We start from the raw sequence: 21,219 nt of genomic DNA, 5'->3' as shown, positions 1-21,219 counted from the left end.
TCCTCAGGCCTGGCCGCGAAGCGCGTTCGCTTCCTGCAGGAACACGTCGACCGCTTCCTGGCCGTATTGCTGGCGCGCGCGGACGATCGCCCCCTGCGAGGCCTCGCGCCAGGGCGCGAGATCGGGGCGGTTCACCGTCGCGCCGGAAGCGGTCATCTGTTGCAGGAGCTTCTCGTCGTTCTCGGCCACCGTGCGGCGGTTGTGCTGGCCGCTCTCCCGGCCGGCCTGCATCAGCGCGTCGCGTGCCGGCGGCGGCAGCGAGTTCCAGGTACGCTCGGCGACGCAGAGCCAAAGCGGCGAATAGACATGGTTCGACAGCGTGATGTGCTTGGCCACCTCGTGGAAGCGCTGGCTCATGATGGTGTCGATCGGGTTCTCCTGACCGTCCACGGTGCCCTGCTGGATCGCGAGATACACCTCGGTCACCGGCATCACGACCGGGTTCCAGCCCTGGCTTTCCATGATCCAGCGGATCATGTCGACCGGCGCGATGCGGAGCTTCCGGCCGCGAGCCGCAGCGGGCGACGGAAGGGGGAACGTGGTCGAGAAGCTGCGGAAGCCTGCTTCCCAGTCGCCGATCACGCGCATGCCACGGCCGATCAGCGCCTGCTTCTGACCGGCGATGAACTGCGACCGGTCATAGAGCCGCCAGCCCTGTTCGTAGGTCTCGGCAAGGTAGGGAAGGGCGATGAGGTTCAGCGGGCGGGTATGCGTCGCGTAGGTGACGACGCCGGTGATCGCGAGGTCGATCGACCCGACGGCGACCTGCTCGAGGCTGCGCGCATCGTTGGCAAGCTGGCCGGAGTGGTAGACCTGCACGCGGAAGCGGCCGTCAGTCAGTTCGCCAACGCGGCGGGCGAAGAGGTTCGCGGCCTCCTGCCGTGCGCCGAGATCTGTGTCGGTATGGTTGAGCCTGAGGGTACGCGGCTGCTGGCCATGGGAGATGGCCGGCGCGGCGAGCGTTCCGAGACCGCCGAGCAGCATGGAGCGGCGGGTCGTTGCGATGCGTGTCATTTTCCTGGTTCCTCCCGTTTTCCTTGTCGGTTTCGCTAGACGGTCACGAAGCGGCCCTCCTCGGCCGAGCGGTAGATGGCTTCCTCGATCTCCATGTTGCGCAGCCAGGCGCGACCGGTGTTCGCGATGGGCGCTCCATCGCGCAGATGCGCGAGCGCGGCCTCGCATTGCCGGAACACGCAATCCCCGCCATAGCCGCGCGCCTCCCAGGCATAGGCATGCTCTGTTTCCTCGCCGCGATGGCGACGCAGGAACAGCCGACCGTACCCGTCGAGCCGGATCGTCCCGCCCGTGCCCTCGACGAGCAGGACGCCGTTGGTCATGCGCGGATCGTCGGAGGGGTGGTCGATCAGGCGGTTGCCATCGACGATGCCGCTGCGACGCGCGTTCGCGAAGGCGAACAGGATCGTCGCTGCATCCTCGCCCACGATCGCCGGGTTCAGCCTGCGCAGCCGTGCAAAGACGCCGGCGACTTCGCCGAAAAGGAAACGGAACACGTCGATCAGATGGATGATGGTCTCGTGCACGAGGAAGCGCGGCATCGCGCGGAAGTAGGGCTGGCGCGCCAGATAGGCGTCCTCGCCCTGCCCGTCGCCGGAGCGGAGCCGGAAGGAGATGTCCAGCGGCTCGCCGACCGCACCCGACTCGATCAGCCTCCCCGTCTCCTGGAACCACGGCATGAAGCGGAAGTTCTCGTGCACGAGAAGAGGCATGCGAGCCTGTTCGGCATGCTCGACGATGGCCAGTGCGGCATTCCAGTCAGGCGCGAGCGGCTTCTGGCAGATTGCCGGAATGCCGCGCGCGGCGCAGAGAGCGACAAGCTCCGCATGGGTGGCGGGCGGCGTCACGATGTCGAGCAGATCGGGCCTGACCGTGTCGAGCATCACCTCGGCGTCGGTGAAGGCGCGTGCGCCCGCGATGCCGGCGGCGGCCTGTTCCGCCTTCGCCCCGTCACGGTCGCAGACGGCGACGACCTGCACCGGCAGGCGCGCCCAGGCATCGCGGTGGAACGCGGCGAAGTATCCGCAGCCGGCCACCGCGACCTTCATGTCGGAATGTTCTCCGCAACCGCACGGGCGACCTCGACGGTGCCGGCGCCACCGAACTCCGCCGTGCGGAGGCCGTTGGCGAAGGCGGTGTCGACGGCCTGCTCGAGCTCCTGCGCGGCATCCGACCAGGCCTGCCCTGCCCCACGTGCGCCGAGCCAATCGAGCATCATCGCAGCGGACAGGATCATCGCGGTCGGGTTGGCGATGCCCTTGCCGGCGATGTCGGGGCCAGTGCCGTGGCTCGGCTGGAATACCGCATGCGTGTCGCCGATATCGGCCGACGGCGCGTAGCCCATGCCGCCGATCAGCCCCGCACCGAGGTCGGAGATGATGTCGCCGAACATGTTCTCCATCGGCAACACGTCGAAATCCCATGGCCGGCGGACGAGGTCGAGCGCCATCGCGTCGATGTAGTGCTCGCCGGACGGAACAGACGGGAACTCGGCGGCGACCTCGCGGAACACCTTCCGCATGAAGGCCATGGAGGTGAACACGTTGGCCTTGTCGACGAGCGTCACCTTCTGCGGGCGGCCGAGCCGCTCGGCCCGGCGTTCGGCGAGGCGGAAGGCGAAGCGCGAGAGGCGCGCGGTGGTGGCGCGCGTGATCACCATCGTGTCGCGCGCTTCCGTGTCGTCGATCACCTCGCCGCGGCCGCGCGCCCAGAATAGGCCCTCGGTGCTCTCGCGCAGCACCACGAGGTCGATCTCCTTCGCCCGCGGATGGGCGAGCGCGAGCGGCACCCCGGGAATGGCGCGGATTGGCCGCACGCCGGCATAGAGGCCGAGACGAAAGCGGAGGTCGAGCTGCGGGGCGATCTCGGTTCCGTCCGGATAGCGGATGCCGGGCCACCCCATGGCGCCGAGCAGGATCGCGTCGGAGGCTTCGGCCTTGCGGAACACCTCCTCGCTCATCGCCGTACCGGTCTCCCGGTACACGAAGGCGCCGGCCTGCAGCGTCTGCGTGCTGAGGCCGAGGCCGTGGCGGCGCACGAGCTTCTCGAGCACACCCATCGTCGCCTCGGTCACCTCGACGCCGATCCCGTCACCCGGCATCACCGCGACCTGGACGCTGTTCGTGGCTAGAGCCATGCAAGACCACTCCGTTCGATGAGAGACATCAGTTCGGTGCCGCCGCGCCGGCGGTGCAGCCGGTAGAGCTCGCGCGCGCTGTCGCCATCGCCGGCAGCAATCGCGACCATGATGGCGCGATGCTCTGCGGTGGACGCGGCAGGCAAGGGGCGGAGATTGAGCGTCAGCATCCGCGCGCGGTGGGCCTGGTCCCACACCTGCATCACCATCGCGGCGAGCCGGCGGTTGCCGCAGAGATCGACCAGGCCGCTGTGGAACGCTTCGTCGGCCTTCGCCCAGGCCGGGCGGTCCTCGTTCGCCAGTGCCGCTTCCATGGCTTCGCAGGCGCTGTGCAGTGGCGCGAGCTCGTCGGCGGGAAGGCCGCGGCGCGCGAGCAGCTCGGCGGCCTTGGGCTCGAGACTTTCGAGCACGTCGTAGATGTCCCGCATGTCGGCGAGCGACACGGGCAGCACGCGCATGCCGTGGCGCGGCGTGACCGCGACGAGCCCGTCGCGTTCGAGCCGCAGCATCGCCTCCCGGATGGGGGTGCGGGAGCATCCCAGTTCGAGGGCCAGCTCCGCCTCGAGCCGCTGCGTGCCAGGCGGCAGCGCGTTGTCGAGGATCATCTGCTTGAGCCGCTGGTGCGCGGCCTCGGCGGCCGTGGCTGGTCGCGCCCTGCGCGCGGCAGGAGCCCCTGCAACGACGCTCACGACAGCCGCTCGTGCGGGATTGGCGGGCTGGACCTTCGTTGGCCTGGGCACAGCGATGGGATCGACAGGGTGAGCCTCACGCGTCCGTTAACGTATGCATTGAAGTATGCGGGAAGCTCTGCGTCAAGGGGGGCGGATGGGTCCTCCACGGCAACGGGAACGATCGGCGTATTCGCATGCGCATCGGCTGCGAGCGTCAGGATTGACCTCTGTCGGCGACACTCCTCGGACCCGGCCCGGACACTTTCTGACCCGCAACTCCACCTGCGTGCTGATCCGGGACGGGTCGCAGGAAGCGGGTGACCCAATCGGTTAGCCAAACAAGAAGCTCAGTACAGTTTACACCTTACTGTAAGAACATGTGCCAATTCTATTGTGTACAAAATGGACTTCAGTTTTGGTGCATCGCGCTGACCTTCCTATTTACTTTGTTCACGCGCTCCGTCGAACTGCGATAGAAGGCGCTGTACTCACCCCATTCTCGCTCGAACGAGAACTGCCCAACCGCGCGCCGTGCGCGGTCACTCAGTTGCGCGCGTAACGACGGGCTCCTCAAGAACTGGACTACCGCACTCGCCAAATCCGCCGGACTGCACGCAGGCACAAGAATTCCTGCCGGTCGGCCATCGGGTCCGGCCAGAATGGCGGGGATGCCGCCGACGTTTGTGCAGACGGCTGGGCAGGCGCACGCCATTGCTTCGAGAAGCGCCAACGGCGCAGCCTCATCGAGCGAGGGCAGCATGAAGACACTCGCTGCACGAAGCAGGGCTGCGGGCTCCGCGACGTTGCCGACGAACCGTATGAACGGCATCGAAGCGGCTTTCCGCCGCATCTCGGCCTGCAACGGTCCTTCGCCTGCGAGAACGAAGACGGCATCCGGGCAGACAGCGTGTACCAGGCCTGCCGCCTCGATGACGTCCACATGACGCTTCACGGGGTCAAAGCGCGCGAGGTGCACAATGAGTGGTCGATCACGCGCAAGACCCAACCGGCCATGCCAACCTCCGTCGTCGCCATTGGGCGAAAACTCGTCAAGGTCGACGCCGTTCCGGATGATCTGGCAATGCGGGAGCCAGCCAGCCGTCACAAGCCGTGCGGCGAGATCGTCAGACACGGCCGTCAGGGCCGTTGCACGGGAGGCGGCCAGACGCGTCGAAATTTTCGCTGCCAACGTTCCGTGTGTCGGCCACGTGTGGAACGTTGCGATGAGCTTCGGCGCCCATGACTGGGCCAGGGCACACGCCATCGCCGCATAGCAGAGAGCCGTGTCGTTATAGGCATGAATCACGCCCACTCCGAAGCGATGGAAGCGCCGCACCAAGTACCCGACAAACCGAAAGTCCCAGCCCGGTCTCCGTGGGACGAAGCGGACAGGCACAGGGCCAGGATCGAGGTCGCTGCCGGGGGAGCGGTACGGCGTATCGAACAGCCATAGCTCGTGCCGGTCGCCGACGCGAATTCCGCGTCGCGCCAGGCGCAGGGCGGCGCGCTCCTTGCCTCCCACTTCAAGCCCGCTGAGAAGATGCACCACGGACGGCGACTCGGTCGGGCGATCCAGCATTTTCATCGCTCAGCCCGGCGCAGGCGTTTCGCCCAAGGCCCGCTCACCCGTTGCAAGGGCCGCGCGGGGCGGGCTCGCCGCATAGCGAATGCGGCTGGCAAGGTCCTTGCTGATTCGGCTGTCCCGCTCGCAATGACAGTTGGGACAGTTCAGGCGGAACGCATCGAGGGCAGCCTGGCGATGCGCCTCGGTGAACAGCATCTCCCGGAGAGGCCGCTCACGGATGTTCCCAAGCTTGAAGGTGACGTAGCAGAGCTGCACAGAACCATCAGCACCGACCCAGATCAGCGTTCGCGCATCGCAAGGCACGCGCATTCCTGGCCCTTTCAGAAGCCAGTCTGGAATCGAATGGATGCTTGCAAGACTTTCTCTCACGCGGGTCGGATGCGACCGCTTCAGATCACTCAATGCAGAGGCGAAGGCGCGCAGCGCTGATTGGTCCGCCGCCGTGAACTTCAGTCCGCCCTCGGTTCCGTCGGTGAAATATGGCAGGGAGTAGTGCAGCAGGTCCGTATGGAACGACATGTCGAACCGCTCGGCGAACTCCCATCCCGCACGCAGCGCAGCAAGCGAGACGCTTGGCCGCATCACCAGATAGTTCAGCTGGAGCGAGAGCTCGCTCCCGTAGCGGCTCCTGACGTAGCGAAGGGCATCCTCGAGGCGCGCGAAGCGGTCTGATCGTCCCGAATAGCGGTCATAGGCTTCATCGGCCCCATAGTAACCTAGTGTGATGTTGCGAAGGCCGGCGTCGTAAAGAGCATCGATCTTCTGCCGCAGCAACAGGCCGTTGGTCGTGATGTATGTGCCCAACCCGAGATCAACCGCGTGACGCACCATTGCTGGCAAGTCGCGGTGGAGCAGAGGTTCGCCGCCATAGAGCCTCACCAGCTCGATCCCGGCGCTCCGCGCGTCGGTCAGCAATCCCTTGACCTCATCCAGGCTGAGCTGCTCGCCGACCATGAAGTCGCGCCCATAGCGACAGCCGATGCAGCGCAGGTTGCAGTGTGCGGTGATCGCAACCGTGAGCCGACGCGGTCTTGGCTGAAGCACGCTCGGCACTGCCCGGGCAATCGTGTGCTCGATCAGCCCTGCCGCGCGCTCCGCCTGGACAAGAACGCGCTTCGCTCCCGGGCTCGATCGGGCTGCCGTCCTCACGGCCCGACGAACTGCGTCAGTCGCCATCCGTAGTTTCGCACGCGCACCGTTGGCGTCGCATTCCCCTCCCATCGCTCAGCGCTCCTCGCCTGCGAGCGGCACGGCGTAGCGTCGCTGGGAGGCCGCGTCCTTCTGGATCCGGCTCTCGACGAGGCAGGTGCAGTTCGGGCAGTTGAGCTGAAACCCGTCGCGGGCGGCACGGTGATGCTCACGCGAGAACAGGATATCCCGAAGCCGCTGCCTGTTGACGTTCCCGAGCGGCAGCGCCGTATCGCAGAGCTGCACCGTCCCGTCCGCCCCGATCCACAGAAGCTCGTACGCATTGCACGGGACACGCATCGCCGGCCCGTTGATGAGCCAATCCGGGATCGAGCGGATGAAGGCTTCCGAGTGAACGAACCGGGCCGGAGCTCCACGTTTCAGTCTCAGCATTTCGCACGCAACTTCCGCTGCCGCGTCGCGGTGATCGGACGTGAGAAGGAGTTGATCCTCGGCGCCGCCGGTGAAGAACGGGATGGACCCCGAGGCCAGATCGACGTGGAAGAACATCCCGTATCGCTCCGCGAAGGCCCATGCGGCACGGAGCGCTTCGACGGTGCATGTGGGTCGGAGGAGGACGAAGTTGAGCTGGAGTTGGAACCGGTCTCCGTAGAGCCGTCTTACGGTTTCCACGCTCTGCTCGAGGCGCCGGAAGTGCCCGGGCCGTTGCGTGTATGCCTCGTAGGCGTCACCGACACCGTAGAAGCCGATCGTTGCGAGGCGCAGGCCCGCCTCATACAGGGGGCCGATCTTCGGGCCGAGATGCGTCCCATTTGTCGTGACATAGGATCGCAGACCAAGTTCGGATGCGTACCGGATCATGCCTGGAAGGTCGGGGTGCAAGAGCGGCTCGCCCCCGTAGAACCGGACTGTCTCCATGCCGCCGGCCTTCGCGTCGGAGAGGACGTGCATCACGGTGGAGAGCGACAGGCGATCGCCGGGCATGAAATCGCGGCCGTATCGGCAACCGACGCAGCGAAGGTTGCAGTTGGCTGTGATCGCGAGGGTCAACTGTCGAGGGCGCGCTCTAATTGTGGCGGGAACCCATCGACCAACCGTATGGTGCGCCCTCGCGCCGCTCAAATACACGCTTTTGGCGAAAGAACGGAGCTTCGGTCGCTCTTCAACAAGAGCACGCAAGGCCAGTTGCAACTTCGAGTTTAACATTCCCCCCATCTCCAATAAATCCTGCATACGAAAACTTCTTCGTTACAAAATGCTCGCATAGACAATTACTTGAGTCCAGACGATCAATACGCTCGCCATGGTTGAACGTTTTTCTGTTTTCTCTCGTACCTGATCATGGTCTGCGAGCGAGGCGAATGCGCCGCAATATGGTTAGCGCGCTCGTACGTCATTCACGGACGCAGCAGACCACAGCGAAACCGGCGCATGTTGCCCACCTCTTGTTGAACCGGTAGCCGTCCAGCACCTGGCCGTCCCACCACCGAACCCGAAGGCGGCATGTCCCTCTTCCCCTCGCCGGCGCCATGACGGATTGCGCGCCGCTCCCCCGCATGCACGATGCAGGGATGAGCAAGGCCTTCGTCCGCGAGCCTGACGAGGACACGCCTGACCGCCTGCCCGAGCTCCCTGTTCCGCCGCCGCCGAACCCGGTGACGGCGGAGGGGCACCGGCAGATCGTCGACACGCTCGCGGAGATCGATGCCACCCTCGCCGCCGGGGCCGGTGCAGCAGAGCGCACGGAGATCGCGCGGCTGCAGCGCGAGCGGCGCTACTGGGCCGCGCGGCTCGCCGCCGCACAGGTAACGCCACCGCCGGAGGATGCGGAGGAAATCGGCTTCGGTTCGGAGGTGACTGTGCTCTGGCCGGGGCGCGGCGAGGTCACGCTGCGCATCGTCGGGGAGGACGAGGCCGATCCCGCGCGCGGCCTGATCGGCTGGCGCGCCCCCGTCGCCGTGGCGCTGATCGGCAATGGCACAGGCGATGCTGTGGAGGTTCCGCTGACCGGCGTGACGCTGCGCCTCGTCGTGCTCTCGGTATGGAACGGTCAGCCTGGAGAGGCGAACACCCGCGCATAGGCGTCAACCATCAGGTGCTCGTTATACTCCCGCTCGGCCTTGGCGCGGTTGGCGGAGCCGGCATCGCGGCGAAGCGTGTCGTCGAGCAGAAGCCGCGTCATCGCTCCGGCGAGCGCAGCCGTGTCGCGCGGCACCACAGTGGGCGCATTTTCGGGTGCAAGCATCAGCCGCACATCGCCGACATCCGTCGCAGCGACCGGCAGGCCGGCCGCCATCGCCTCGAGCACCGAGAGCGGCATCTGTTCGGTATCGGAGGACAGGGCGAACAGGTCGAACCCGGAGAACAGCGATGCGGGCTCCGGCTGGTGGCCATGGAACAGCACATCGTCAACGAGGCCGAGCTCGCGCGCGAGCGCCTCGAGCGCGGCGCGCTCGGGCCCGTCGCCCACGATGGCGAGCCTTGCTGGGCGAAGCGCGCGCACCGAGGCAAAGGCGCGCACGAGCCGTGCGAGGTTCTTCTCGGGCCTCAGCGCCGCAACCGTGCCGATCACCGGCACCGGCGGAAGCACCGCCCGGTCGCGCGGGGTGAAGCGCGAGAGGTCGATGCCATTCGGGATGTAGCGAAGCCGAGCGGGCGGCAGGCGCCAGATGTCGCGCGCGATCGCCTTGAGCCGGCGCGAGGGAAGCACCACCGTCGCGCGGCGCAGCAACAGCCGCCGCATCCAGACGCGGCGGGGGATCTGCCGGTCCCGCTCCTCGGGGCCGAACCCGTCCTCCACATGCACCTGGCGCACGAGCGGCAAGGCATTGGCCATCGCCCACTCGATCGTGCCCCAATTGTAGGTGACGAGCAGATCGGGCTTCAGCGTCTTCAGCGCGCCTCGGAACCGGAACGCGTTCGCAAGCATCTCGCCCTTGCGGAAGGCGATCTCGGGGAAGGTCACGTCGGCCTCGGGCGGCAGGCGCTCGCGGCAACCGAGCCGCCCGTCCATAACGATCACGGCATGCCGCCAGGAGGCGCCGAGGCCGGCGACGAGCTGGGCGAAGCGAACCTGCGGCCCCCCCACCGCGAAGGTGGAGAACACCGAGAGCATCAGAGGTGCGGGGCTCATCGCCCGTGCACGTCGACCGCCTCGCGGATGAAGACGGCACGGTCAGATACCGGCTGCCAGCCGAGGTCGCGCTTGGCATCCGCGCAGTCGATCCGAGCGGCGAGGCCACGGGAGAGGAAATCGCGCTTCGGCGGCATCGGAGCACGCCTTCCGCCCGCGCGCTTGATCACCCACTTGCCGATGTCCTCGAGCCAGAGCTGTGTCGGCCATTGCGGATGGAAGCGGATTGGCCGGCCGGTCGCCCGCGCGAGCTCGGCAACGAACTCGCGCGCAGACAACCTCACATCTCCGACGAGGTTGTAGCAGCGCCCCTCGATTCCCGGCGTGCGGGCCGCGGCGAGTATCGCGTCGGCCACGTCGCGCACCAGCACGAACGGAAGCGGGTTGTCGCCGCGGCTCCAGCCGATGACGTGCTGCTCGTTGTTGAAGAAGCCAAGGCCAGAATGGAACGGCGGCGTACCGGCACCGACCACCAGGCCGGGCCGGAGGATGACGAGCGGCAGCTTCTCCGACGCATGCATCGCGAGAAGCGCGCGATCCGCCTCGGCCTTGGCACGAGCATAGTCGCCGCGCTGTTCGGCCATCGCGTCTGGCGGCGTCGCGCCCGTCACGGCCCCGTCCTGCGGGCCGAGATAGAGCGACGCGATTGAGCCGACATGAACGAGCCGCTCGACGCCCCGGACGAGGCAGAGCCGCGCGACCATCGTCGCGCTGTCGACCATCGCCGCGCGCACCGCCTCGTAGGTTGCCCCGCCTCCGCCATGCGCGAGGTTGACGACGATGCGCGCCGGGCCGATCGCGCGCGCAACGTCCTCCTCCTTGCGCACATCGCCGCGGATCAGCGCAACGGACGGGTGGTCGAAGATCGCGGGCAGGTTGCGCATCGTGCGGGCAAGGACGGCGACGCGATAGCCGGCCTCGACCAGCACGCGCACGGTCTCCGCGCCGATGAACCCGGTGCCGCCAAGCACGGCGATTTCCCAGGTGTCGGGCGAAGGCGGGCGCGCCGGGCGCGGCTCCGTCGCGCCGAACGTCGCCTCGGCAAGCCGTTCGCACACCGAAACCAGGCTCGCGCCGAACGCGGCATCTGCCTCGAACCGCCTGCCCCCGTCGAGCGCTGCGTGGAAGGCGGCGATGCTTCCCTTCATGCTCAGGAAGAACGCGTCCGACCGTCCCTTCAGCTTCACCATCGAGAGCGCGTAGTCGGCCATGTTGCGCAAGCCTGCGCCGGCGAGCGACAACCCCGTCGAGGCCGAGGAGAGCGCGTTGTCCACCGCGCCGAGATAGCGCGTGCGGCCATGGCGGTAGCAGCGATTGGCCAGCATGTCGGCGACGAGGACGCCGTCATCGCCCAGCACCGTGATCTGCCAGAACGGGAACTCCTGCCCGACGGCGAAACGAAGCGTCGCCGGAAGCCTAGCGCAGCCGAGCGTCGCGGTCAGGCTCGGGCGGAGCGAAAGCCCCGGCGCGAGGGGAAGGGCGGGTTCGGCGATCGCGGCGATCTCGCGGATCTCGCCCGCGAGTGCTGCGATCTGCGACAGGGGATGCACGGCCTGCTCGAGCAGGATGTTGACGGGACGGTCTAACATCCAGTGCCCGAACTGCCGCGCGGCAAGCTGGCGCAGCGGCACGTTGTAGAGGCAGTCGACATGGCTCGGACGCCCGATCTCGCCACGCTCGAGGCGCGCGCGGAGCGAGGCGAAGGCCGGGTGGAAGAGGAAGTTCTGGTTGACCCCGAGCATCGCACCCGAGCCTGAAGCGGCCTCGGCGAGCGCGGCGCATTCGGCGCTCGAGACCGCGAGCGGCTTCTCGAGCAGCACCGCCTTGCCGGCCTCGAGGATCGGACTGGCGATCGGCTCGTGCAGGTCTGGCGGCACGAGCACATGGGCGGCATCGAACGCGTTGGCGGCGAGTGCTGCTTCGGCGGAAGGGAAGGTCGCCGCGCCGCCGCAGGCCTGAGCCAGCCGCTCCGCGACCGCGGCGGCGGGGTCGACGATGGCGGTGATGCGCACGCCGGCAAGCCCGCGCAGCGCCTCGGCATGGGCTTGCGCGATGTTACCGGCGCCGATGAGAGCGACACGTCGCAACGTCAGGGGCTCCAGCTCAAAGGGTCGAGGTCCGGACAGTCGGGCCCCATGAGCGGGGGCCGCGGCAGCATATGGCCTTGGAGATGTGACGCAATCGTTAGCCGCCTCGCGCAGCGGCGTCGGCGAGCGCGGCCGTGAAGCCCTCGAGGAACTCCTCGGCTACGCCGGAAAGGCCGCGCTGGGCGGGATAGACGGCGGAGATCGCGAACATCACCGCCGGCTCGAAGGGAATGGCGACGAGGCCTGTTCCCTCATATTCAAGCGCCGTGAACCCATCGACGAGCCCGACGGCGGCACCGGAGCAGACGATGGCGCAGAGGATCTCCGACAGGGGCGTCTCGATCCTCTGCCGCCTCTGGATGCGCCTGTCGGCGAACAGCCTGTCGATCTCGTCGCGGGCCGATGCGCCGGGGCTCAGCGAGACGAAATCCTCGTCATGGAAATCCTCCGCGACGATCCGCCTCCGGCGGGCGAGGCGGTGCCGCTCCGGCACGACGGCCATCATGCGCGACTGCGGGAGTGACCGCGTCGCGACGGCCGGGTGCTGCATCCTGCCCATGGCGAAGCCGAGGTCGCACTGCCCGGAGGAGACCCAGTCGATCACGTGATGGGACAGCAGCCCGTAGATCGCGAGGTCGAGCTTCGGGCGGTCCTTCATGAAGCGGCCCGCGAAGCGGGGCAGGAACCCGTTCGCCAGCGCCGGCATCACGGCCAGCCTCAGCACGCCCGCACGGCGCGTGCGCAGCTCCGAGGCGGCATGGGCGATGCGGTCGAGCCCGACATAGGACCGTTCCACCTCCGAGTAGAGCACCAGCGCCTCGGAGGTCGGCACCAGCCGCGTGCCGCGGCGGGTGAACAGCGTCAACCCGAGCCGGGCCTGGAAATCCTGCAGGAGCCGGCTCACCGCGGGCTGGCTCACCTTCATGGCCTCGGCCGCACGCACGGTGCTGCCGCCGAGCATCACGGCGCGGAACGCCTCGATCTGGCGCGGGTTCAGGTGCATCGACGCATCTATAACACCAGGACATTGATGGGGCCAAAATAAGCATTTGACGCATGGAACACACCCACTCGATGCTGCCTCTGCAACAAAGCGGGGCACGGCGCAGTCCGGCGCCGACAAGGAAGAGGGAGACCTGACCATGCAGACGACACTGCGCGGGCTCGCGCTCGCCGGGACGCTCGCCATTGCCGCTATCCCGGCAGAGGCGCAACAGACCTTCTACGTCGCAGGCTATGGCGGCAGCTTCGAGCAGACGATCCGCAAGGAGGTGCTGCCCGCCTTCCAGCAGCGCCACAACCTGCGCATCGAGTACGTTGCCGGCAACAGCACCGACACGCTCGCCAAGCTCCAGGCCCAGCGCGGCAACCAGCAGATCGACGTCGCCTTCATGGATGACGGCCCGATGTTCATGGGCATCCAGCTCGGCTTCTGCGCGCCGATCACCGGCCTTCCGGAGGCCGACATCGTTCCGGCTGCACGCTTCCCCGGCGATCGCGCGGTGGGCGTCGGCATCGTTGGCACGGGGCTGATGTACAGCATCGACTACTTCAAGGAGAAAGGCTGGGCTCCGCCGACCTCCTGGAACGACCTGACCGACCCGAAATTCCGCAAGCTCATCGTCATCCCGCCGATCAACAACACCTACGGCCTGCACACGCTCGTGATGTTCGCGCGCATGGCCGGCGGGGGCGAGCGGCAGATCGAGCCAGGGTTCGCCGCGATGAAGGACAAGGTGAACCCGAACGTGCTCGTCTACGAGCCCTCGCCAGGCAAGATGACGGAACTGTTCCAGTCGGGCCAGGCGGTGCTCGGCGTTTGGGGTACGGGCCGCGTCGCCTCCTTCGCCGCGACCGGCTTCAATGTCGGCTTCGTCTATCCGAAGGAGGGCACCCCGACGCTCCTCGCCGCGATCTGCCCGATCGCCAAGCAGAACCCCTCGCCCATCGCGCAGGAATTCGTCCGCGCCATGGTCGCGCCCGAGCTTCAGGCGCTGCTTGCGCGCGAGTACGGCTACGGCCCGGTGAACCGCCACGCGCCGGTCGACCCCACGGCGATGCCGATGGCCCCCGTGGGCGAGCGGGCCCAGCAGCTCATCAATGTCGATTGGGACGTGATCAACCAGAACCGCGATGCCTGGACGCGGCGCTGGAACCGCGAGGTAGAACGCTGAGCTGAAAGCGGGGGCGGCGGCGTCGGTGCCGCTGCTCCCACCCCTTTTCCCCGCACGGACATGACCTCCCTCGTTCTCGAAGGCCTGACCAAGCGGTTCGGCGCCCATCTGGCGGTGGACGGGCTCGACCTCTCCGTCGCACAGGGTGAATTCGTCTCGCTTCTCGGCCCCTCCGGCTGCGGCAAGACGACGACGCTGCAGATGATCGCTGGCTTCGTCGACCCGACCGCGGGGCGCATCCTGCTCGGCGGAACCGATATCTCCTCCGTGGCACCAAGCCGGCGTGGCCTCGGGATCGTGTTCCAGTCCTACGCGCTCTTTCCGCACATGACGGCGGCGGAGAACGTCGCCTTCGGCCTCGAGATGCGGAAGGTGGGAAAGGCCGAGCGCGAGAAGCGCGTGCGCGAGACGCTCGCCCTCGTCGGCCTCTCCGGCTTCGAGGAGCGGTTCCCCCGGCGGATGTCTGGCGGGCAGCAGCAGCGTGTCGCGCTTGCCCGCGCGCTCGTCATCGAGCCCTCCGTCCTCCTGCTCGACGAGCCGCTCTCCAACCTCGACGCGAAGCTGCGCGAGGAGATGCAGATCGAGCTCAGGCTCATCCAGCGCCGCCTCGGCACCACGACGCTTCTCGTCACGCATGACCAGGGCGAGGCGATGGCACTGTCGGACCGCATCGTCGTGATGAATGCCGGCCGCGCGGAGCAGATTGCCCCGCCGCACGAGGCCTATGAGCGGCCCGCGACGGCCTTCGTCGCCTCCTTCCTCGGCAAGACCAACCGCCTCGAAGGAACGGTGCGCGACGGCACGATCACGATCGGCGGCGTTGCCTTTCCCGCCCCGCCTGTTCCCTCCGGCCCGGCCGTCGCCATCGTGCGGCCCGAGCGCATCGCGCTCGCCTCGCCCGGAGCGGGGCTCGCGGGGCGCATCGCCACGCGCGTCTTCCAGGGCAGCCACTGGATGCTGCATGTCGAGACAGCCATCGGCCCGGTGCTCGTCATCCGCCAGAATGCGGGCGATGCCGTGCCGGCGGAGGGCGAGGCGGTCGGCCTCGTCTGGCAATCGGCCGACATGGCGATCCGCCAGGTGGCCGCGGCATGATCTCGCGCGCCACAGCGCCGTGGCTTCTCGCTGGGCCGGCGCTGCTCCTCTTCGTCGGCGTCGTGCTGATCCCGATCGCGATGACGGTGCTTCTCTCGTTCCATCGCTGGGGGCAGTTCACCGGCATCGAGCCGGTGTTCATCCTCGACAACTGGAAGGAGGTGTTCGCCGATCCGTACTTCGCCGAGATGTTCCTGCGTACCTTCCGCATCGCGGTCGCGGTGACGCTGATCTCGGCACTGATCGGCACGCCGGAGGCCTATGTGCTTCACAGGATGAAGAGCCCCTGGAAAGGCATCTGCCTGCTCATCGTGCTGGGCCCGCTGCTCATCTCGGTCGTCGCCCGCACGCTTGGTTGGGCGCTGCTGTTCGGCGGCGAGACGGCCATCGTCAATCAGGCGCTGCTGCGCCTCGGCGTGATCTCCGAGCCGCTGCGCTTCATGTTCACCGAGACCGGCGTGATCATCGCGCTCACCCACGTACTCGTGCCCTTCATGGTGCTCTCGGTCTGGGCGGCGCTGCAGAGGATCGACCCGCGGGTCGACGATGCCGCCGTCTCGCTCGGCGCCTCCCGAGCAACGGTGCTCGGGCGCATCGTTCTGCCACAGGCGGTTCCCGGCATCCTCGGCGGGGCGATCATCGTCTTCGCGCTCGCTGCCTCCGCCTTCGCGACGCCCGCGATCATCGGCGGGCGTCGCCTCAAGGTGGCCTCCACCCTCGCCTACGACGAGTTCCTGAACACGCTGAACTGGCCGCTCGGCGCCGTCGTGGCGGTGCTGCTTCTCGCCGCGCTAGCCCTCGTCATCATCGGCGCCAACCGGATCGTCGAGCGCCGCTTCGCGCAGGTGTTCGAATGAGGCGGAACGGCTGGCTCGCGCTCGCCTTCAACGCGCTGTTCCTCGCATTCATCCTCGCGCCGATCCTCGTCGTCTGCTTCGTCGCGTTCACGCCGGAGGGGTTCCTCTCCTTCCCGACGCACACCTGGTCGCTCCGCTGGTTCCGCGCGATCGCCAACTATCCCGAGTTCATCGACGCGTTCTTCGCTAGCATCTGGCTCGGCCTGCTTTCCTCGGCCATCGCCGTTTCCCTCTCCGTTCCCGCAGCGCTCGCCATCGCGCGCTACCGCTTCCCGGGGCGGGAGCCAATCACCGCGCTGTTCCTGTCGCCGCTGATGATCCCGCATGTCGTGCTCGGCATCGCGTTCCTGCGCTTCTTCACGACGATCGGAATCGGTGGAACCTTCACCGGGCTCGTCATCTCGCACATCGTCGTGGTGCTCCCCTTCGCGCTCCGGCTCGTGCTCGCCTCGGCAGCGGGGATGGACCGGTCGATCGAGAACGCGGCGATCTCGCTCGGCGCCTCTTCCGGCACCGTGTTCCGCCGCGTCACCCTGCCCTTGATCATGCCGGGCGTGGCAAGCGGCTGGGCGCTCGCCTTCATCCAGAGCTTCGACGAGGTGACGATGACGGTGTTCATCGCAGCACCGGGAACGACCACGCTTCCGGTGCGGATGTTCCTCTACATCCAGGACAACATCGACCCGCTGGTGACGTCCGTCTCGGCCTGCGTCATCGGGCTCACCGTCGCCTTCCTCGTCCTGCTCGACAGACTCTATGGCATCGAGCGCCTGCTCGCGGGGCGGGCGGCGCAGGGAGAGGAAACATGAGCACGGCACAGGCGTCCGACGCCGTCGTCATCGGCGGCGGGCTTGTCGGCGCCGCGATCGCGTATGGGCTCGTTCGCAAGGGGCTCGAGGTCGTTCTGCTCGACGAAGGCGACGTGGCCTATCGCGCGAGCCGGGGCAACTTCGCGCTCGTCTGGGTGCAGGGCAAGGGCGACGGCCAGCCCGCCTATACGCGCTGGACGCGCGCCTCTGCCTCGGAATGGCCCGGCCTCCGCGACATGCTTGCGGAGGCGACCGGAATCGATACGCATCTGCAGCAGCCTGGCGGGATGCATCTGCTCTTCAGCGATACGGAAGTCGCCCAGCGCCTCGCCCTGCTCGAGCGCATGAAGCTCGCCGCCGGCAACCACGGCTACGAGTACCGGCTCGTCGAGGGGCAGGAGCTGCGCGACATGCTTCCGGGCGTCGGCCCGAAGGTGATCGCTGCGACCTACACGCCGTATGACGGGCACGTGAACTCGCTTAAGCTTCTGCATGCGCTGCATCGCGGCTTCGTTGCCGCGGGCGGGCGCTACGTCCCGAACACGACGGTGACGGGCGCGTCCGCCGCGCCGGGCGACTTCCGGATCGACACGGCCGAGGCGCGCTACGCGACGCTTCGCGTGGTGCTCGCGGCGGGGCTCGGAAACCGCGAGCTCGCGCCGCACTTCGGGCTCCAGGCCCCGGTCGTTCCGAACAAGGGGCAGGTCCTGGTCACGGAGCGCACGAAGCACCTCCTGCCGATGCCGACCGTCTGCGTGCGGCAGACCGACGAGGGCACCGTGATGCTGGGCGACAGCAAGGAGGACAAGGGGTTCGACCTGAGCCAGACGCCGGACGTGATGGCAACGATCGCCCGCCGCTCGATCGACAGCTTCCCCTGGATCGGCCAGCTCAACATCGTGCGCGCGTGGTCCGCGCTGCGCGTGATGTCCGCCGATGGCTTCCCGATCTACGAGCAGTCGCGGCGCTTTCCCGGCGCCTTCGTCGCCAACTGCCACTCGGGTGTGACCCTCGCCGCCGCGCACGCCCTGCTTCTCGCCCCGATGATCGTCGCCGGAGATCTCGACCCCATGCTCGCCCCCTTCACCGCCGACCGTTTCGATGTTCCGGCTGCGGCCTGAGGCGCGCGCCGCCGTGCGCGTGACGGTGGATGGGCGGGACGTGTCGGTGCCGGAAGGCGCATCGGCAGCGGCCGCCGTGCTTCTCGCAGGAGCCGATGCGATCCGACAGACGCCCGTCACCGGTGCGCCGCGCCTGCCCTACTGCATGATGGGCGTGTGTTTCGACTGCCTCGCCGAGATCGACGGCGTGCCGAACCGCCAGGCCTGCATGGTTCCAGTGCGCGAGGGCATGGTGATCGCGTGCCAGCGCGGCGCGCGCGTGATCGACCCGGAGGCAGCATGAGCGGCATGGTCGATGTGGTCATCGTCGGCGCGGGCCCGGCCGGCATCGCCGCCGCACTCGAGGCGAGCGCGCAGGGTCTCTCGGTCACGCTGATCGACGAGCAGCCCGCCCCGGGCGGGCAGATCTGGCGCGGGGTAGAGCAGGCGCAGGGTGCCGGCACGCTGGGCCAGGACTATGTCGCGGGCGCCGATCGCGCCCGGGCGCTGCGCGCCTCCGGCATCGACTACCGGCCGGCCACGACGCTGTGGCATCTCGACGAGGCCGGCGTCGCCTCGGTTCTCTCGTCGGGGCACTCCGACCAGATCGAGGCGCGGCGCGTCATCCTCGCCACCGGCGCTATGGAACGCCCCGTTCCGATCCCGGGATGGACGCTGCCCGGCGTGATGACGGCGGGAGCCGCGCAGATCCTGCTCAAGACTGCCGCCGCGGTGCCGCAGGGGCCCGTGGTGCTCGCTGGCCAGGGACCGCTTCTCTGGCTGATCGCGCAGCAGCTCGTCGCCGCAGGCGCACCGCCCACGCTGATCCTCGAGACGCGACGCGCGAGCCCCGTCGCCACCGCACTCGGTCATCTGTCCGGGCTCTGGCGCGGGCGGGAGTGGGTCGCGAAGGGGCTCACGATGATGCGGGCGGTCCAGTCCGCCGGCGTGAGGGTGGTCACCGGCGCCAGCGGGCTTCGTGCCGAGGGGAAGGATCGTCTCGAGCGCGTCACATGGTCAGGCGGCGCGCAGCACGCGGCGACGCTGCTCCTGCATGAGGGCGTGATCCCGAACGTGCAGGTGAGCCTCGCCCTCGGCCTCGCGCATGAGTGGGATACCGCGCAGCTCTGCTGGCGGCCGCGGCTCGATGCCTTTGGCGCGACGTCGGAGACACGCATCGCCATCGCAGGCGACGGCGCGGGCATAGGCGGCTGGCAGGCGGCGGAGGCGCGCGGCCGGCTGGCCGCGCTCGATGCCGCGCATCGCCTCGGCCGCCTCGATGCCGCACAGTGCGATGCGCTTGCCGCACCCTGGCAGGCGGAGCTTGGCCGTGCGCTCGCCATCCGCCCCTTCCTCGATGCGCTGTATCGCCCGGCGAAGGAGGTGCTCCTTCCGCCCGATGCTGAAACGATCGTTTGCCGTTGCGAGGAGGTGTCCGCCCGCCGCGTGCGCGAGGCTGCACGGCTCGGCGCCACCGGCCCGAATCAGGCGAAGGCCTATCTACGCTGCGGCATGGGCCCCTGCCAGGGGCGGCTCTGCGGCCCGACGGTCGCGGCGCTGATCGCCGATGAGCGCGGCGTCCCTGTCCAGACCGTCGGCACCTATCGGCCGCGTGCGCCGTACAAGCCCATCACGGTCGCGGAACTCGCCGATGGCTGAGCGAATCGTCATCGTCGGCGGCGGACCGGCAGGCCAGGCTGCGGCGGCGCTGCTTCCCGAGGCTCGGCTCATCGCGCGGCCGGACGAAACCGCCTGGCATGGCGAGCCCGGAACGGTCTGGCTTCTGCGCGACGGCGCGGTCGAGCCGCTCGGCTTCGATACGCTCGTCATCGCCGCACCCGTGCCACGTCTCGCCATCGCGTTCGGCTGCGCGATGCGCGGCTGGCAGCCTGTGGTGGACGAGGCGGGGCGCACGAGCGTTCCCGGCATCCACGCTGCTGGGGCGATCATCGGAGCGGTGACGGCGGAGGAGGCCGCGCGCCATGGCCGGATTATCGCGCAGTCAATCCTCGGCTTGGCGCCGGAAGGCACGATCCTCTCGGCCGATTTGCCGGAGGACGAGGAGGAGAGGCGCAGCCTAAGCCACGGCTTCACGCCGCGCGAAGCGGCGGTGGCGCGGCTCGGCGAGCACGGCGACACGACCGACCTATTTGGCCCACGCCTCGGCGAGCCGATCCTGCTCTTCCCCGCCTCGCCCGTTCCGCTCGCAGCGCTTGCAGCGCGCACCACCACGCCGCCGGCGCAGCGCGCACGGCAATACGATGCGTTCATGCAACGGGAGCAGGAATGAGCGGCTGGGGCGCGATCGTCATCGGGGGCGGGCTGCACGGGCTGTCCGCCGCGCTCCAGCTCGGCAGGCGCGGAGCGAAGGTCCTGCTTCTTGAGGCCGATCGCGTCGGCGCGCATGCCTCCGGTGCCTCGGCGGCAGGCGTGCGCACGCTCGGACGCGACCCGGCGGAGATCCCGATCGCCGTCGCAGCCCTCGAGATGTGGCGCGGCATCGCTGGCCTCGTCGGTGAGGATTGCGGCTTCGTCCAGAGCGGGCAGGTGAAGGTTGCCGAGACGGAGGCCGAGCTCGCCCAGCTCGGAGAGCGTGTTGCCAAGGTGCGCGCGCTCGGCTGGGAGCATGAGGAGGTGATCGACCGCGCCGAGCTCCGGCGCGTGCTTCCTGCCGTCGCCCCCCATTGCGTCGGCGGCATGATCGTGCGGACCGACGGCTTCGCCATCGCCTACCGTACCGTTCTTGCCTTCCGCCGCGCGGCGGAGGCGGCCGGCGTCGTCGTGCGCGAGCATTCCCCCGTGCGCGGGCTCGAGCGATCGGGCGGAACCTGGCGCGTGCGGCTTGACGGAGGGGTGACGGAGGGGGCGCCCATCGTCGTCAACGCGGCCGGGGCCTGGGGGCCGCGCGTGGCGATGTTGGCGGGCGAGCGCATACCCATCGGCTACTCCGCCTTCATGATGCTGCTCACCTCACCGCTCCCACCCTTCGTCACCCCTGTCGTGGGCGCGACGGGACGGCCACTCTCCTTCAAGCAGCTCGCCTCGGGCCACGTGATGATCGGCGGCGGGCACAAGGGGACAGGCGACCTCGAGACCGGAACGTACCGTCTCGACATCGACAGGGCGGCGTACTCGGCCCGCACCGCGCTCGAGCTGTTCCCGGCGCTCGAGGGAAGCGAGATCGTGCATGCCTGGTGCGGCATCGAGGGCGTCGGCGAGGACGACCTGCCCATCATCGGGCTCGGACGTTCGGAAGGCCTCGTGCACGCATTCGGGTTCTCCGGCCACGGCTTCGCCATCGCGCCAGCGGTCGGCGAGATGGTGGCGCAGCTGGCGCTCTACGGGCAGAGCAACCTGCCCGTCGCGCCGTTCAATCCATTCCGCTTCAGCTGAGCGGCGGCCGGGGAG

The 21,219-nt window shown here is 68.4% G+C and carries 20 protein-coding genes; 10 read left to right on the top strand and 10 right to left on the bottom strand.

What is annotated here, in order from left to right; genetic code table 11:
* Positions 1 to 3: 3 nt before the first annotated feature.
* The 7 genes from FIF60_RS03365 to FIF60_RS03335 all read right to left on the bottom strand — a co-directional run bounded on the left by FIF60_RS03365 (position 4) and on the right by FIF60_RS03335 (position 7,606).
* On the bottom strand, positions 4 to 1,014 hold the full coding sequence (locus FIF60_RS03365) for a TRAP transporter substrate-binding protein (RefSeq protein ID WP_144183848.1): 1,011 nt from the start codon (positions 1,012 to 1,014) through the stop codon (positions 4 to 6).
* 35 nt (positions 1,015 to 1,049) lie between these two features.
* Positions 1,050 to 2,063, bottom strand: a complete 1,014-nt coding sequence (locus FIF60_RS03360; protein ID WP_144183846.1) for a Gfo/Idh/MocA family protein — start codon at positions 2,061 to 2,063, stop codon at positions 1,050 to 1,052.
* Positions 2,060 to 3,151 (bottom strand): isocitrate/isopropylmalate dehydrogenase family protein, encoded by a 1,092-nt coding sequence (locus FIF60_RS03355; protein WP_144183844.1) that lies wholly within the window; start codon positions 3,149 to 3,151, stop codon positions 2,060 to 2,062. The genes FIF60_RS03360 and FIF60_RS03355 overlap by 4 nt, the downstream gene beginning before the upstream one ends.
* A complete protein-coding gene (locus tag FIF60_RS03350; RefSeq protein ID WP_239451476.1) occupies positions 3,142 to 3,840 on the bottom strand; it encodes a GntR family transcriptional regulator in 699 nt (232 codons plus the stop codon). The genes FIF60_RS03355 and FIF60_RS03350 overlap by 10 nt, the downstream gene beginning before the upstream one ends.
* A gap of 391 nt (positions 3,841 to 4,231) precedes the next feature.
* A complete protein-coding gene (locus tag FIF60_RS03345; RefSeq protein WP_144183842.1) occupies positions 4,232 to 5,407 on the bottom strand; it encodes a glycosyltransferase family 4 protein in 1,176 nt (391 codons plus the stop codon).
* Between the two features lie 3 nt (positions 5,408 to 5,410).
* Positions 5,411 to 6,583, bottom strand: a complete 1,173-nt coding sequence (locus FIF60_RS03340) for a radical SAM protein (protein WP_275426705.1) — start codon at positions 6,581 to 6,583, stop codon at positions 5,411 to 5,413.
* A 48-nt stretch (positions 6,584 to 6,631) separates the two neighbouring features.
* Entirely contained in the window at positions 6,632 to 7,606 is a 975-nt protein-coding gene (locus tag FIF60_RS03335; RefSeq protein WP_158639046.1) for a radical SAM protein, read from the bottom strand.
* Positions 7,607 to 8,127: 521 nt separating this feature from the next.
* On the opposite strand from FIF60_RS03335, the gene FIF60_RS03330 reads away from it, so the two are divergent.
* The gene (locus FIF60_RS03330; protein WP_144183836.1) at positions 8,128 to 8,637 is read left to right on the top strand and encodes a GreA/GreB family elongation factor; all 510 of its coding nucleotides are present in this window, start codon (positions 8,128 to 8,130) and stop codon (positions 8,635 to 8,637) included.
* Here the strand turns inward: FIF60_RS03330 and FIF60_RS03325 are convergent.
* The 3 genes from FIF60_RS03325 to FIF60_RS03315 all read right to left on the bottom strand — a co-directional run bounded on the left by FIF60_RS03325 (position 8,607) and on the right by FIF60_RS03315 (position 12,779).
* Complete coding sequence (locus FIF60_RS03325) at positions 8,607 to 9,689, bottom strand: glycosyltransferase (RefSeq protein ID WP_144183834.1); 1,083 nt, start codon at positions 9,687 to 9,689, stop codon at positions 8,607 to 8,609. The genes FIF60_RS03330 and FIF60_RS03325 overlap by 31 nt on opposite strands.
* Positions 9,686 to 11,776 (bottom strand): NAD-dependent epimerase/dehydratase family protein, encoded by a 2,091-nt coding sequence (locus FIF60_RS03320; protein ID WP_144183832.1) that lies wholly within the window; start codon positions 11,774 to 11,776, stop codon positions 9,686 to 9,688. The genes FIF60_RS03325 and FIF60_RS03320 overlap by 4 nt, the downstream gene beginning before the upstream one ends.
* A 97-nt stretch (positions 11,777 to 11,873) precedes the next feature.
* Complete coding sequence (locus FIF60_RS03315) at positions 11,874 to 12,779, bottom strand: LysR substrate-binding domain-containing protein (RefSeq protein WP_144183830.1); 906 nt, start codon at positions 12,777 to 12,779, stop codon at positions 11,874 to 11,876.
* A gap of 139 nt (positions 12,780 to 12,918) precedes the next feature.
* On the opposite strand from FIF60_RS03315, the gene FIF60_RS03310 reads away from it, so the two are divergent.
* Genes FIF60_RS03310 through FIF60_RS03270 form a run of 9 tightly spaced genes read left to right on the top strand, consistent with a single transcriptional unit; the run spans position 12,919 to position 21,204 of the window.
* Positions 12,919 to 13,950, top strand: coding sequence for an ABC transporter substrate-binding protein (locus FIF60_RS03310; RefSeq protein ID WP_144183828.1), 1,032 nt, complete (start codon positions 12,919 to 12,921; stop codon positions 13,948 to 13,950).
* Between the two features lie 60 nt (positions 13,951 to 14,010).
* Positions 14,011 to 15,045 carry an ABC transporter ATP-binding protein gene (locus FIF60_RS03305; protein WP_144183826.1) on the top strand — a complete coding sequence of 345 codons (1,035 nt, stop codon included), beginning with the start codon at positions 14,011 to 14,013 and terminating at the stop codon, positions 15,043 to 15,045.
* Positions 15,042 to 15,902 (top strand): ABC transporter permease, encoded by an 861-nt coding sequence (locus tag FIF60_RS03300; protein ID WP_144183824.1) that lies wholly within the window; start codon positions 15,042 to 15,044, stop codon positions 15,900 to 15,902. Before FIF60_RS03305 ends, FIF60_RS03300 begins: the two co-directional genes overlap by 4 nt.
* Positions 15,899 to 16,711 (top strand): ABC transporter permease, encoded by an 813-nt coding sequence (locus FIF60_RS03295; protein WP_144183822.1) that lies wholly within the window; start codon positions 15,899 to 15,901, stop codon positions 16,709 to 16,711. The genes FIF60_RS03300 and FIF60_RS03295 overlap by 4 nt, the downstream gene beginning before the upstream one ends.
* Entirely contained in the window at positions 16,708 to 17,832 is a 1,125-nt protein-coding gene (locus tag FIF60_RS03290) for an NAD(P)/FAD-dependent oxidoreductase (RefSeq protein ID WP_144183820.1), read from the top strand. Before FIF60_RS03295 ends, FIF60_RS03290 begins: the two co-directional genes overlap by 4 nt.
* Entirely contained in the window at positions 17,813 to 18,115 is a 303-nt protein-coding gene (locus tag FIF60_RS03285) for a (2Fe-2S)-binding protein (RefSeq protein ID WP_144183818.1), read from the top strand. The genes FIF60_RS03290 and FIF60_RS03285 overlap by 20 nt, the downstream gene beginning before the upstream one ends.
* A complete protein-coding gene (locus tag FIF60_RS03280) occupies positions 18,112 to 19,470 on the top strand; it encodes an FAD/NAD(P)-dependent oxidoreductase (RefSeq protein ID WP_144183816.1) in 1,359 nt (452 codons plus the stop codon). Before FIF60_RS03285 ends, FIF60_RS03280 begins: the two co-directional genes overlap by 4 nt.
* Entirely contained in the window at positions 19,463 to 20,101 is a 639-nt protein-coding gene (locus FIF60_RS03275; RefSeq protein ID WP_144183814.1) for a hypothetical protein, read from the top strand. The genes FIF60_RS03280 and FIF60_RS03275 overlap by 8 nt, the downstream gene beginning before the upstream one ends.
* Positions 20,098 to 21,204 carry an NAD(P)/FAD-dependent oxidoreductase gene (locus tag FIF60_RS03270; RefSeq protein ID WP_144183812.1) on the top strand — a complete coding sequence of 369 codons (1,107 nt, stop codon included), beginning with the start codon at positions 20,098 to 20,100 and terminating at the stop codon, positions 21,202 to 21,204. Before FIF60_RS03275 ends, FIF60_RS03270 begins: the two co-directional genes overlap by 4 nt.
* The last annotated feature ends 15 nt before the right edge of the window (positions 21,205 to 21,219 follow it).

The sequence above is a fragment of the Elioraea rosea genome, from assembly GCF_007644105.1.
Taxonomy (GTDB): domain Bacteria; phylum Pseudomonadota; class Alphaproteobacteria; order Acetobacterales; family Acetobacteraceae; genus Elioraea_A; species Elioraea_A rosea.
The sequence above is the reverse complement of the archived record's forward strand: the minus strand, read 5'-3'. Positions and strand labels throughout refer to the sequence as shown.

Coding starts and splice junctions, on each gene's coding strand:
- FIF60_RS03305 (WP_144183826.1), top strand. CDS start 14,011: ATGACCTCCCTCGTTCTCGAAGGCCTGACCAAGCGGTTCGGCGCCCAT.
- FIF60_RS03285 (WP_144183818.1), top strand. CDS start 17,813: ATGTTCCGGCTGCGGCCTGAGGCGCGCGCCGCCGTGCGCGTGACGGTG.
- FIF60_RS03355 (WP_144183844.1), bottom strand. CDS start 3,151: ATGGCTCTAGCCACGAACAGCGTCCAGGTCGCGGTGATGCCGGGTGAC.
- FIF60_RS03360 (WP_144183846.1), bottom strand. CDS start 2,063: ATGAAGGTCGCGGTGGCCGGCTGCGGATACTTCGCCGCGTTCCACCGC.
- FIF60_RS03365 (WP_144183848.1), bottom strand. CDS start 1,014: ATGACACGCATCGCAACGACCCGCCGCTCCATGCTGCTCGGCGGTCTC.
- FIF60_RS03295 (WP_144183822.1), top strand. CDS start 15,899: ATGAGGCGGAACGGCTGGCTCGCGCTCGCCTTCAACGCGCTGTTCCTC.
- FIF60_RS03315 (WP_144183830.1), bottom strand. CDS start 12,779: ATGCACCTGAACCCGCGCCAGATCGAGGCGTTCCGCGCCGTGATGCTC.
- FIF60_RS03290 (WP_144183820.1), top strand. CDS start 16,708: ATGAGCACGGCACAGGCGTCCGACGCCGTCGTCATCGGCGGCGGGCTT.
- FIF60_RS03280 (WP_144183816.1), top strand. CDS start 18,112: ATGAGCGGCATGGTCGATGTGGTCATCGTCGGCGCGGGCCCGGCCGGC.
- FIF60_RS03310 (WP_144183828.1), top strand. CDS start 12,919: ATGCAGACGACACTGCGCGGGCTCGCGCTCGCCGGGACGCTCGCCATT.
- FIF60_RS03300 (WP_144183824.1), top strand. CDS start 15,042: ATGATCTCGCGCGCCACAGCGCCGTGGCTTCTCGCTGGGCCGGCGCTG.
- FIF60_RS03340 (WP_275426705.1), bottom strand. CDS start 6,583: ATGGCGACTGACGCAGTTCGTCGGGCCGTGAGGACGGCAGCCCGATCG.
- FIF60_RS03330 (WP_144183836.1), top strand. CDS start 8,128: ATGAGCAAGGCCTTCGTCCGCGAGCCTGACGAGGACACGCCTGACCGC.
- FIF60_RS03270 (WP_144183812.1), top strand. CDS start 20,098: ATGAGCGGCTGGGGCGCGATCGTCATCGGGGGCGGGCTGCACGGGCTG.
- FIF60_RS03345 (WP_144183842.1), bottom strand. CDS start 5,407: ATGAAAATGCTGGATCGCCCGACCGAGTCGCCGTCCGTGGTGCATCTT.
- FIF60_RS03325 (WP_144183834.1), bottom strand. CDS start 9,689: ATGAGCCCCGCACCTCTGATGCTCTCGGTGTTCTCCACCTTCGCGGTG.
- FIF60_RS03275 (WP_144183814.1), top strand. CDS start 19,463: ATGGCTGAGCGAATCGTCATCGTCGGCGGCGGACCGGCAGGCCAGGCT.